Origin of the sequence: Methylobacterium litchii (assembly GCF_038442315.1) — a bacterium.
Classification (GTDB): Bacteria; Pseudomonadota; Alphaproteobacteria; order Rhizobiales; family Beijerinckiaceae; genus Methylobacterium; species Methylobacterium litchii.
On record NZ_JBBXMY010000013.1, the window covers coordinates 63,920 to 75,603 of the forward strand.

Annotated in this window: 12 protein-coding genes; 11 read left to right on the forward strand and 1 reads right to left on the reverse strand. The window is 67.7% G+C overall.

Translation table 11 applies throughout. From position 1 onward, the window contains the following. Positions 1-25 precede the first annotated feature (25 nt). The 9 genes from AAHF99_RS20530 (at position 26) to AAHF99_RS20570 (ending at position 7,496) form a co-directional block, all read left to right on the forward strand. Complete coding sequence (locus tag AAHF99_RS20530) at positions 26-247, forward strand: hypothetical protein (protein ID WP_342166324.1); 222 nt, start codon at positions 26-28, stop codon at positions 245-247. Positions 248-376: 129 nt separating this feature from the next. Beyond that, positions 377-613 carry a light-harvesting antenna LH1, beta subunit gene (gene pufB / locus AAHF99_RS20535; protein ID WP_238204760.1) on the forward strand — a complete coding sequence of 79 codons (237 nt, stop codon included), beginning with the start codon at positions 377-379 and terminating at the stop codon, positions 611-613. 10 nt (positions 614-623) lie between these two features. Next, complete coding sequence (gene pufA, locus AAHF99_RS20540) at positions 624-812, forward strand: light-harvesting antenna LH1, alpha subunit (protein ID WP_243958276.1); 189 nt, start codon at positions 624-626, stop codon at positions 810-812. A 66-nt stretch (positions 813-878) separates the two neighbouring features. Then, on the forward strand, positions 879-1,703 hold the full coding sequence (gene pufL / locus AAHF99_RS20545; protein WP_342166326.1) for a photosynthetic reaction center subunit L: 825 nt from the start codon (positions 879-881) through the stop codon (positions 1,701-1,703). A gap of 85 nt (positions 1,704-1,788) precedes the next feature. After that, entirely contained in the window at positions 1,789-2,769 is a 981-nt protein-coding gene (pufM, locus tag AAHF99_RS20550) for a photosynthetic reaction center subunit M (RefSeq protein WP_342166327.1), read from the forward strand. Positions 2,770-2,779: 10 nt separating this feature from the next. After that, positions 2,780-3,895 carry a photosynthetic reaction center cytochrome PufC gene (gene pufC, locus AAHF99_RS20555; RefSeq protein ID WP_342166328.1) on the forward strand — a complete coding sequence of 372 codons (1,116 nt, stop codon included), beginning with the start codon at positions 2,780-2,782 and terminating at the stop codon, positions 3,893-3,895. A gap of 114 nt (positions 3,896-4,009) precedes the next feature. Continuing rightward, complete coding sequence (locus AAHF99_RS20560; RefSeq protein ID WP_342166329.1) at positions 4,010-4,162, forward strand: DUF3096 domain-containing protein; 153 nt, start codon at positions 4,010-4,012, stop codon at positions 4,160-4,162. Positions 4,163-4,350: 188 nt separating this feature from the next. Then, positions 4,351-7,038, forward strand: a complete 2,688-nt coding sequence (gene ppdK, locus AAHF99_RS20565) for a pyruvate, phosphate dikinase (RefSeq protein ID WP_342166330.1) — start codon at positions 4,351-4,353, stop codon at positions 7,036-7,038. 203 nt (positions 7,039-7,241) lie between these two features. Next, positions 7,242-7,496 (forward strand): hypothetical protein, encoded by a 255-nt coding sequence (locus tag AAHF99_RS20570; RefSeq protein WP_243958300.1) that lies wholly within the window; start codon positions 7,242-7,244, stop codon positions 7,494-7,496. 40 nt (positions 7,497-7,536) lie between these two features. Here the strand turns inward: AAHF99_RS20570 and AAHF99_RS20575 are convergent, their stop codons facing one another. Beyond that, positions 7,537-9,417: a M3 family oligoendopeptidase gene (locus AAHF99_RS20575; RefSeq protein ID WP_342166331.1), complete on the reverse strand. Its 1,881-nt coding sequence runs from the start codon at positions 9,415-9,417 to the stop codon at positions 7,537-7,539. A gap of 249 nt (positions 9,418-9,666) precedes the next feature. Between AAHF99_RS20575 and AAHF99_RS20580 the strand changes: the two genes are divergently transcribed. Next, positions 9,667-11,151 (forward strand): sigma-54-dependent transcriptional regulator, encoded by a 1,485-nt coding sequence (locus AAHF99_RS20580; RefSeq protein WP_342166333.1) that lies wholly within the window; start codon positions 9,667-9,669, stop codon positions 11,149-11,151. Positions 11,152-11,314: 163 nt separating this feature from the next. Beyond that, entirely contained in the window at positions 11,315-11,608 is a 294-nt protein-coding gene (locus tag AAHF99_RS20585; protein ID WP_243958306.1) for an aa3-type cytochrome c oxidase subunit IV, read from the forward strand. Positions 11,609-11,684: the final 76 nt, after the last annotated feature.

Here is an 11,684-nt window from a genome sequence, read left to right on the forward strand (position 1 = left end):
GCCTTTCACGAGAGGAGACCTGAGGATGCGTACGATGGCCCCGACCGCGCGCCTGCATCAGGAGGAACTCCAGTTCCGGCTGATCCTGGCCGCGACTTACCCCTTCTTCCTCGCCGCCGCCGCCCTCGGCCGGATGTCGCCCGCCCGCAAGCCCGCCCATGCGGGCCTGCCGGCGCCGCACCGTTCGGTCTTCGGCGAGGCCCGGGCGATGGCCATGCAGGCCATTCCCTTCGCCTTCATGGGCTGAGCGTTCGCGCCTCAGCCCAGACACGAGACGCTTCCGTCCGGTCACGCGGGGGAAGTGAGGCCGCGCCACACGCGGCAGCACCCGTCGCGCTTCGTGAGAGGCGCGGCCAACACACGGAGGTCTTAAACCATGGCTGGTGGACCCATCACGACTGAGAGACCGAGCAGCCTGTCCGGGCTGACGGAACCGGAGGCCAAGGAGTTCCACGCGATCTTCCTGACGAGCTTCCTCATCTTCACGGCGATCGCCGTGGTCGCCCACATCCTCGTCTGGCTGTGGCGCCCGTGGCTTCCCGGACCGCAGGGTTACGCCTCCCTCGAAGGCGTGACCGACACGGCCCGCGCCCTCGTTTCGATGATCGGCTGAGGAGGATCGGATGCACAAGGTTTGGTTGCTTTTCGATCCGCGGCGCACGCTGGTGGCTCTGTTCACCTTCCTCTTCATCCTGGCGCTGCTGATCCACTTCATCCTGCTCTCGACCGACCGGTTCAACTGGCTGGAAGGTCCGAAGGCGAACAAGGCCGCGAACGCCATCACGCTCGCGCTGCCGGAAATGCCGGCCTGACATCACTGAGCGGAGGGGCGGACGTCGCCGCCCGCCTCTCCGAACGACGAACGGGAGGTCTTCGCCATGGCGATGCTGAGCTACGAGCGCAAATACCGGGTCCGCGGCGGCACCTTGCTCGGCGGCGACCTCTTCGACTTCTGGATCGGTCCCTACTTCGTCGGGTTCTTCGGCGTGACGGGGATCTTCTTCACCGTGCTGGGCACCGCCCTGGTGATCTACGGCGCGGCCCTCGGGCCGACCTGGAACATCTGGCAGATCAACATCGCCCCGCCGGACATCAGCTACGGCCTCAAGCTCGCGCCCCTGAAGGAGGGCGGGCTCTGGCAGATCATCACCATGTGCGCGCTGGGCTCGTTCGTGTCCTGGGCGCTGCGCGAGGTCGAGATCTGCCGCAAGCTCGGCATCGGCTACCATGTGCCGATCGCCTTCGGCATGGCGATCTTCGCCTATTTCACCCTGGTGGTGGTCCGCCCGTTCCTGATGGGCGCCTGGGGCTACGGCTTTCCCTACGGCATCCTCTCGCACCTCGATTGGGTGTCGAACACGGGATACCAGTATCTCCACTTCCACTATAACCCGGCGCACATGCTCGCGGTGACGTTCTTCTTCACCACGACGCTCGCGCTCGCCATGCACGGCGGCCTGATCCTGTCCTCCACCAACCCGCCGAAGGGCGAGGTGGTGAAGACCCCCGAGCACGAGGACACCTTCTTCCGTGACACGATTGGCTACTCGATCGGCACCCTCGGCGTGCACCGTCTCGGCTGGTACCTCGCCCTGGCGGCCGGCTTCTGGAGCGCGGTCTGCATCGTGATCAGCGGTCCGTTCTGGACCCAGGGCTGGCCCGAATGGTGGGGCTGGTGGCTCAACCTGCCCGTGTGGCGCTGACGAATATCCCGCAGTCCGCGCGGGGTGTGTCGCGGACGCTGTGAGCCGGGTCGGGGCGACCGACCGGCCTCCGGGGGATCGGACGATGGCCTATTATCAGAATTTCTTCACGCAGGTTCAGGTCCGGCCCCTGGAGCCGGAGATGGGCATCCCGGTCGCGGTCGATGGCCGCGTCGGCAAGCCGTTCAACAGCTACCTGTTCGGCCTCATCGGCAACAGCCAGGTCGGGCCGATCTACATCGGCTATATCGCGGCTCTCTCGATGGTCTGCGGGCTGATCGCCTTCGAGATCATCGGCCTCAACATGTGGGCCTCGGTGAACTGGGATCCGGTGCAGTTCGTGCGCCAGCTCCCCTGGCTCGCCCTGGAACCGCCGCTGCCGAAATACGGCCTGCGCATCCTGCCGCCGCTGGCGGAAGGCGGCTGGTGGCTGATCGCCGGCTTCTTCCTCACCGCCTCGATCCTGCTGTGGTGGGTCCACCTCTATCGCCGCGCCAAGGCGCTGGGCCTCGGCACGCACGTGCCGTGGGCCTTCGCCAGCGCCATCTGGCTCTATCTCGTCCTCGGCTTCATCCGGCCGATCATGATGGGCTCGTGGTCCGAGGCCGTGCCCTTCGGCATCTTCCCGCACCTCGATTGGACGGCGGCGTTCTCGCTCCGCTACGGCAACCTCTTCTACAACCCGTTCCACATGCTCTCGATCACCTTCCTCTACGGGTCGGTGCTGCTCTTCGCGATGCATGGCGGGACCATCCTCGCCTGCTCCCGCTACGGGGCGGATCGCGAGATCGACCAGATCGTGGATCGCGGCACGGCCACCGAGCGCGCCGCCCTGTTCTGGCGCTGGACGATGGGCTTCAACGCCACGATGGAATCGATCCACCGCTGGGCGTGGTGGTTCGCGGTGCTGACGACGCTCACGGGCGGCATCGGCATCCTCCTCACCGGCACGGTGGTGGACAATTGGTACCTCTGGGCGGTCAAGCACGGCGTCGCGCCGGCCTACCCACAGGTCTACGGGCCGATCGTCGATCCGGCCCATCTCAACCCCGTCGTGAAGCCGTGAGGAGGGCGCAATGAAGACCGTTCTCTCCGTGGCGGGGGCCGCCCTGGCCCTCTTCCTCACCATCGCGATGTTCGGCGGGGCGGGCTGGACCCATCCGCCCATGGCCAACAAGCAGACCGGCTTCCGGGGCACCGGCATGGACCTCATCCGCACCCGTGCGGGCAACGAGGAACTGGCCGACGCCAACCGGGCGCCGGCTCCGGCCGATCCCGCCGACGCCTCGGGCGACAAGGCGTCGGCCGTCTACGAGAACGTGCAGGTGCTGGGCGACCTCTCGGCCGAGCAGTTCAACCGCGTGATGGTGTCGATCACCGAATGGGTCGCGCCGCAGCAGGGCTGCACCTACTGCCACAGCACCGAGAACATGGCCTCCGACGAGCTGTACCAGAAGCGCGTCGCCCGCCGCATGTTCCAGATGACCCAGCACATCAACTCGACCTGGAAGGAGAAGCACGTCCACGAGGCCGGCGTGACCTGCTACACCTGCCACCGGGGCAATCCCGTGCCGGCCAACATCTGGTTCGACACGCCCCCGCCTTCGGCCGGTGCGAAGTTCATCCCGCGCAACAACGGCCAGAACCTCGCCTCGGCGAATGTCGGCCTGACCTCGCTGCCCTATGCCGTCTTCGACGAGTATTACGGCAAGAAGGACGTGCCGGAATCCTTCGTGCGGGTGAACGCCACGACGGCTCTCCCCGAATCGAAGAGCAAGCCGATCCAGGACGCGGAGCGCACCTTCGCGATCATGATCACCATGTCCCAGGCGCTGGGGGTGAACTGCACGTTCTGCCACAACACCCGCTCGGTGGCGCAGTGGGACACCAGCACCCCGAACCGGGTCCATGCGTGGTACGGCGTGCAGATGGTTCGCGAACTGAACCAGGACTACATGCACCCGCTGACGACGACGTTCCCGGCGGCCCGCCTCGGACCGACCAACGACGTCGCCAAGATCAGCTGCGCCACCTGTCACAACGGCGCGAACAAGCCGCTGAACGGGGCGAACGTGATCTCGCCGTACCCGGAACTCGCCAAGCCGACGACAGAGGTCAGCCTCCCCGTCGGCGAGGCCAAGGATCCGATCCCCGGCACGAACACGCCGACGCCCAAGCCCCCGCCGATGTAGCGCCCACCCGGCCGCTCCCCGCGTGAGGGGAGCGGCCGGCATCGCCCGTCGAGGAACCCTTCAGGCCGCCTGGACGTCTCCTCCTCACGGCCGAGCTTGGCCGGAGGACGGACCATGACGATCACGATCTCGCACCTGCAGCCGATCATCGCCATCCTGGCGGGCATCCTGATCCTCGTGATGCCCCGGCTGCTGAATTACATCGTCGCGATCTACCTGATCGCGGTCGGCGTGATCGGCCTCGGCCTGTTCCGCGGCCTCTCCTGATCCGGATTCAACGAAGCCCGTCCGTGCGTCCATGCCCTCCCTTTCGGCGGGTGGGCGTCATGGGCGGGATTTCGTCACATGAGGCTGCCGTTTCGCACTGCCCGTTCATCTTGCGTTGCAGTGCCGAATGGTTCACCCCGCCGTGAAGGGCATTCACGGCCCAACGGCGAGCGACGAGCGGTATCGAGATGGCTGGCGACGCGAAGTGGGTCTACGCTTTCGGTGATGGCAAGGCCGAGGGCAAATCGCAGATGCGCGATCTGCTCGGCGGCAAGGGCGCGAATCTGGCCGAGATGTCGAATCTCGGCCTCCCGGTGCCTCCCGGCTTCACCATCACCACCGAGGTCTGTACGTATTACTACGACCACGGGAAGAGCTACCCGCCGGAGCTGAGGGACCAGGTGACCGCCGCCCTGGCGCAGGTCGGCAAGCTCACCGGCCGCGCCTTCGGCGATGCGAAGGCCCCGCTCCTCGTCTCCGTCCGCTCCGGCGCCCGCGCCTCCATGCCCGGCATGATGGACACGGTGCTGAACCTCGGCCTCAACGACGAGACCGTGACGGCGCTGGCCAAGGAAGCCGACGACGAGCGCTTCGCCTACGATTCCTACCGCCGCTTCATCACCATGTACTCGAACGTCGTGCTCGACGTGGAGCACCATGCCTTCGAGGAGGCGCTGGAGCAGTACAAGGAGACGAAGGGCTTCGACCTCGACACCGAACTCGGCGCCGAGGACTGGAAGACCCTGATCCAGACCTACAAGAAGATCGTCCGCGAGCAGCACGGCTCCGACTTCCCGCAGGGGGCCGACGACCAGCTCTGGGGCGCCATCGGCGCCGTGTTCAACTCCTGGATGATCCCGCGCGCGAAGAAGTACCGCGAGCTGAACAGCATCCCGGAGAGCTGGGGCACCGCCGTCAACGTGCAGGCGATGGTGTTCGGCAACATGGGCGACACGTCGGCGACCGGCGTGGCCTTCACCCGGAACCCTTCCACCGGCGAGCGGGCGCTCTACGGCGAGTTCCTTATCAACGCCCAGGGCGAGGACGTGGTGGCGGGCATCCGCACCCCGCAGAACATCACCGAGAAGGCCAGGGAAGAGGCCGGCAGCGACAAGCCTTCGATGGAGAAGGCCATGCCCGAGAGCTTCGCGGAGCTGACCCGGATCTACGGGATCCTGGAAGGCCATTACCGCGACATGCAGGACATGGAGTTCACCATCGAGAAGGGGAAGCTCTGGATGCTCCAGACCCGCAACGGCAAGCGCACCGCCAAGGCGGCCCTGCGCATCGCCGTGGATCTGGCGGCCGAGGGGCTGATCTCCCGCAACGAGGCCATCGGCCGCGTGGAGCCCTCCGCCCTCGACCAGCTGCTGCACCCGACCATCGACCCGAAGGCCGAACGCAAGGTGATCGCCAACGGCCTGCCGGCCTCGCCGGGCGCGGCCACGGGCCAGATCGTGTTCAACTCGGAGGATGCCGAGGCGCATCGCAAGGCCGAGAAGAAGTGCATCCTCGTGCGCGTCGAGACCTCGCCTGAGGACATCCACGGCATGCACGCGGCCGAGGGCATCCTCACCACGCGCGGCGGCATGACCAGCCACGCGGCGGTGGTGGCGCGCGGCATGGGCAAGCCCTGCGTCTCCGGCGTCGGCACGATCCGCATCGACTACAAGGCGCAGACGATGACCGTCGGCGGCCAGATGCTGAAGGCGGGCGACAAGATCACCATCGACGGCTCGACCGGACAGGTGATCCTCGGCGAGGTGGCGATGCTGGAGCCGGAGCTCTCCGGCGACTTCGCGACGCTGATGGAATGGGCCGACGGCATCCGCACCATGAAGGTGCGCACCAACGCCGACACGCCCACCGACGCCCGCACCGCGCGCAACTTCGGCGCCGAGGGCATCGGCCTCTGCCGCACCGAGCACATGTTCTTCGAGGGTGACCGGATCATCGCCGTCCGCGAGATGATCCTGGCCGACGACGCCGAGGGCCGGAAGGCGGCGCTGGCGAAGATCCTGCCCTACCAGCGGCAGGACTTCATCGAGCTGTTCAAGATCATGTCCGGCCTGCCGGTGACGATCCGCCTGCTCGATCCGCCGCTGCACGAGTTCCTGCCGCACACCGATTCGGAGGTGCAGGAGGTCGTGAAGGCGACGGGCGTGTCGGAGGACAAGATCCGCCAGCGGATGCGCGAGCTTTCCGAGCACAACCCGATGCTCGGCTTCCGCGGCTGCCGCCTCGCCATCGCCTTCCCGGAGATCGCCGAGATGCAGGCCCGCGCCATCTTCGAGGCCGCCATCCAGGCCGCCGAGGAGACCGGCAAGCCGGTGACGTCGGAGGTGATGGTGCCGCTGGTCTTCACCCGCGCCGAGTTCGACCTCGTGAAGGCCCGCATCGACGCTACGGCGAAGGCCGTCGAGCAGGAGAAGTCGGCCAAGCTCGACTATCAGGTCGGCACGATGATCGAGCTGCCCCGCGCCGCCCTGATGGCGGGCCAGATCGCCGAGACGGCGGAGTTCTTCTCCTTCGGCACCAACGATCTCACCCAGACGGCGCTCGGCATCTCCCGCGACGACGCGGCGACCTTCCTCGGGCCCTACACCCAGAAGGGCATCCTGCCGGCCGACCCGTTCATCACCATCGACCAGGAAGGCGTGGGCGAACTGGTGCGGATCGGCTGCGAGCGCGGCCGGGCCACACGGGCGAACATCAAGCTCGGCATCTGCGGTGAGCATGGCGGCGATCCCGCCTCCATCGCCTTCTGCCAGGAGGTCGGGCTCGATTACGTCTCGTGCTCGCCCTACCGCGTGCCGATCGCCCGTCTCGCCGCCGCCCAGGCGGCCCTGGGCAAGGCCCATGCGGGCGAGGGCTAGCGCCCTCCCGGCGCCCCCCGTCACAGGGCGGGGGGGCGCCGCCAAGCTTTCAACAAGCATAGCGGTGCAAAAAAGTACGCAACCGGCAATTGTCACGCTTGAACCTTTGCCGTTACGGCACGTTGCATGCTAGCGGCCCATAGCGTCCGCATGAGCGTGGCCGGATCGTCCGGCCGATGGCGTCGCGGGTGAAGCTAACTGCCATGAGCGACAGCAGCCCGACCCCGCTGGCCCTCGGCCCCTGCGCCGACGAGACCATCGTTCCACGCGCCGCGTTGCGCGCCTATCTGGCCCTCACCGCCGGTATCGGCGCGATCGGCACCGGCTTGATGCTGATGATGTCCGTCGCGGCCAACAGCGGCGGCGAGGCCGAGCGCATCGCCGACACGCGATCCGACGGCTACACGCTCACGCTGGTCTCGGCCTTGGCCGTGAACCTCGCCAAGCCCCTGCGCTGAGCGCCTGGAGGGGAGGGGGCGGCGAACCGCCCCCCGTTCCTCAATCCTGGCCTTCCATCGCTTCCAGTTCGGCGATCATGCCCTCGATCATCCCGAGGCCGACCTGCCAGAAGCCGGGATCGCGCGCGTCGAGCCCGAACGGCGCCAGCAACTCGGCGTAGGGCTTGGCCCCGCCCGCCGAGAGCAGCGCCATGTAGCGCTCCGCGAAGCCGTCGCCGGACTTCTGATAGACGCCGTAGAGCGAGTTCACGAGGCAATCGCCGAACGCGTAGGCGTAGACGTAGAACGGCGAGTGGATGAAGTGCGGGATGTAGGCCCAGAAGGGCTCGTACCCCGAATCCAGGGTGATCGCCGGGCCGAGGGATTCCGCCTGCACCGAGAGCCACAGGGCGTTGATCTGCTCGGTGGTCAACTCACCCTTGGCGCGGGCGAGGTGGACCTTCCGCTCGAACAGGTAGAACGCGATCTGCCGCACCACCGTGTTGATCATGTCCTCGACCTTCGCGGCGAGCATCGCCCGGCGCTGGGTCGTGTTCTGGGTCGCCGCGAGGAGCTTGCGGAAGGTCAGCATCTCACCGAACACGCTGGCGGTCTCGGCCAGCGTCAGCGGGGTCGGCGCCATGAGGGCGCCGTTCGGCCCCGCCAGCACCTGATGCACCCCGTGCCCGAGTTCGTGGGCGAGCGTCATCACGTCCCGCGGCTTGCCCTGGTAGTTCACCAGCACATACGGGTGCACGGAGGGCACGGTCGGATGCGCGAAGGCCCCCGGCGCCTTGCCCGGACGGGTCGGCGCGTCGATCCAGTTGCAGTCGAAGAAACGCTTGGCGATGCCGGCCATGTCCGGTGAGAACGCCTCGTAGGCGGTCAGCACCGTGTCGCGCGCCTCGGTCCAGGGGATCGTGCGCTGATCGACCTTCGGCAGGGGGGCGTTGCGGTCCCAATAGGGCAGGGTCTCCTGCCCGAACCACTTGGCCTTCAGCTTGTAATAGCGGTGCGACAGGCGCGGATAGGCGGCCTGCACGGCATCGACCAGCGCCGCCACGACCTCCGGCTCGACCCGGTTCGAGAGGTGGCGGGCATCGGCCACGTCCCGGAAGCCCCGCCAGCGGTCGGAGATCTCCTTGTCCTTGGCCAGCGTGTTGGTGATGAGCGTGAACACGCGCAGGTTCGTGCGCAGCACTTCGCTGATCGCCCCCGCCGCCTCCTTGCGCACGGTCCCGTCCGGGTCCTGCAGCTTGTTGAGGGTCGGCTCCAGGGACAGGCGCTCGCCCTGCACGGTGAAGCGCAGGCTGGCGATGGTCTCATCGAACAGCCGGTCCCAGGCGGCGTTGGCCGTCACCGACTTTTCGAGGAACAGCTTCTCGATCCGGTCCTCAAGCTGGAACGGCTTCTCCCGGCGGAGGTCGTCGATCCAGGGGGCGTAGCGCGACAGCGGCTCCCGCGCTTTGGCGGCGTCGAGGGTCGCGTCGTCCACGCGGTTCAGTTCGAGGCCGAAGAACAGCAGGTCGCCGGAGGCGTTGGTCAGCCGCTCGCGGGTGTCGCCGTAGAACTTGGCGCGGGTCTCGTCGGTGGTGTCGCCGGAATAGACGAGCCCGGCATAGGACATCAGCTTGCCGAGCAGGTCCTCGATCCGCTCATAGGCGGCGACGGCCTCCGCGAGGCGCACCGACGCGTCCGGCCCGGTGGCGAGGCCGGTGATCTTGCCCGCATACGATTCGTTGAACTGGCGGCATTCCTCCTCGGCGCGGGTGAGGTCCGTCGAGAAGTTCGGATCGTCGAGCCCGCCGTAGAGGTCGGTCAGGTCCCATTCCGGCAGCGGGCCGAGAATCTGGCCGAGATCGGCCGCCTTCGCGGCGGCGCGGGCGGCATCGGCTCCTTCTGCCATCACGGCGGGCAGCGGGGCGGCGGGGCTCACTCTCATCGGATCTTCAGTCCTCGGGCGCGTTGGGGCAGCGTGCGCTCAGGGGGGATATCGAGCGAAGCCCGTTGCGGTTCAACGCAAGCGTCCATCTCTTGCCCCAGAGCACGATCCGCCGGGAAGACAAAACGTCGTTAAGCGCGACTTTACGGATCTGGGCGAGGGTACGGCTCGAAACGAAACAGCCGCCGAATCGGACGCGCGCCGGACTCCCGGCGCCGAGCCGCAGGGTGCGGCCTCAAGGGTGCCGCCATGTCGACCGCCGTCCTCATCGTCGACGACGATCCCGTGCAGCGCCGCCTGACCGAGGCCGCCGTCCGCCGGTTCGGCTTCGAGGCGCGGGTGGCCGAGACGGGCATCGACGGGCTGGCCATGCTGCGGGCCGAGGGCGCCGACGTCGTGCTCCTCGACATGGTGATGCCGGGGCTCGACGGGCTCGGCGTCCTGGCCGAGATGCGCCGCAGCGGCCTCGACACGCCGGTCATCGTGCAGACCTCGAACGGCTCCATCGACGCCGTCGTGAACGCCATGCGGGCGGGCGCGGTGGATTTCGTGGTGAAGCCGGCCGGCGCGGAGCGCCTTCAGGTCTCGATCAAGAACGCCCTGCGGGTCGATCACCTCGAGGAGGAGGTGCGCCGGATGCGCCGCCGGGCCTCCGGGGCGCTGAGCTTCAAGGACCTCACCTCCCGCAGCCCGGACATGGAGCGGGTGATCCGCCTCGCCGAGCGGGCCGCGAAATCCACCATCCCCGTTCTGATCGAGGGCGAATCGGGTGTCGGCAAGGAAGTGCTGGCCCGCGCGATCCAGGGCTCCGGCGACCGCAAGGGCAAGCCCTTCGTCACCGTGAACTGCGGCGCCATCCCCGAGAACCTCGTGGAATCGACCCTGTTCGGGCACGAGAAGGGCGCCTTCACGGGTGCCACCGAGAAGCACGCCGGCAAGTTCGTGGAAGCCTCGGGCGGGACGCTGTTCCTGGACGAGATCGGCGAGTTGCCCCTCGACGCGCAGGTGAAGCTCCTGCGCGCCCTGCAGGAGGGCGAGGTCGATCCGGTGGGCGGCAAGCGCGCGGTGCGCGTCGACATCCGCCTGATCTCGGCCACCAACCGCTCGCTCCTCGACCTCGTGAAGCAGGGCAAGTTCCGCGAGGACCTGTTCTACCGGCTGAACGTCTTCCCGATGACGCTGCCGCCCCTGCGGGCACGCCGCGAGGACGTCGCCGAGTTGGCGCGCTCATTCTGTGCGCGGTTTGCCGCCGAAGAAGGCAAGCGCGTCCGGGGCATCAGCCAGGAGGCGATGGCGCTGCTCACCCGCTATCCCTGGCCCGGCAACGTCCGCCAGTTGGAGAACGCCCTGTTCCGCGCCGTGGTGCTGGCCGATGGCGACGAGCTCACCCTGGCCGAGTTTCCGCAGATCGCGGCGCAGGTCGAGGGCTTCGACGTGCGCATTCCCCCGGCGCCGAACCAGCCGGTGATGCAATCCTACGTGCCGGAGCCGGTGCGCGAGATCGTCCGGGTGGAGGTGCGCGATCCGCACGCCCTGTCGCTGGTCACGGAGGAGACCGGCGAGATCAAGACGATGGAGACCCTAGAGACGGACATCATCCGCTTCGCCCTGCAATTCTACCGGGGGCGGATGTCCGAGGTGTCCCGGCGGCTCGGGATCGGCCGCTCGACGCTCTACCGCAAGCTGAAGGATCTCGGCCTGGAAGGCGAGGAGAAGGCCGACGACGCCGCCTGACCGGGCGAATCGGCCAGACCACCCGGCGCAACTGCACTTTGGTACGGGAACGGGCCTGTCGAAGTCTCCTGCGGAGGGGGCATCGGGCGATTGCGACGATTGAGCCCGTCGGCTAGATACGCTACCAACGAAAAAACAGTTGCGCCCAAGGGATCCGCTTCAAATGGCCGAGAGTCAAACCGTCTCAGGGCACGCCTATAGCCCGGCTATGGATGGGTCTACTCACGAGCAGACCTATCGCGGCTTCGTCCGCTTCGTGGAAATCGGGACCGGCGTCGTCATCTGCTGGGTCCTCGCCCTCGCCGTGGGCGGCATCCGCGAGGCGTGGCTGATGGCCATCCTCGGTGTGGTCGCCTCGGGCGCGGCCGGCGCCGTTGGCGCGCTCGCCCCGGCCATCGGCTGGCGGGCTCCGCTCGTGGTCGGCGTACTTCTTGCTCTGTACCTCGCGTTCGCCTAGTTCGCATCACGCGGCCGGGCCGAACGGGTCCCGGTCGGTTCAGCGGACACGCTCGGCGGCAGGAATGCCGTCGGGT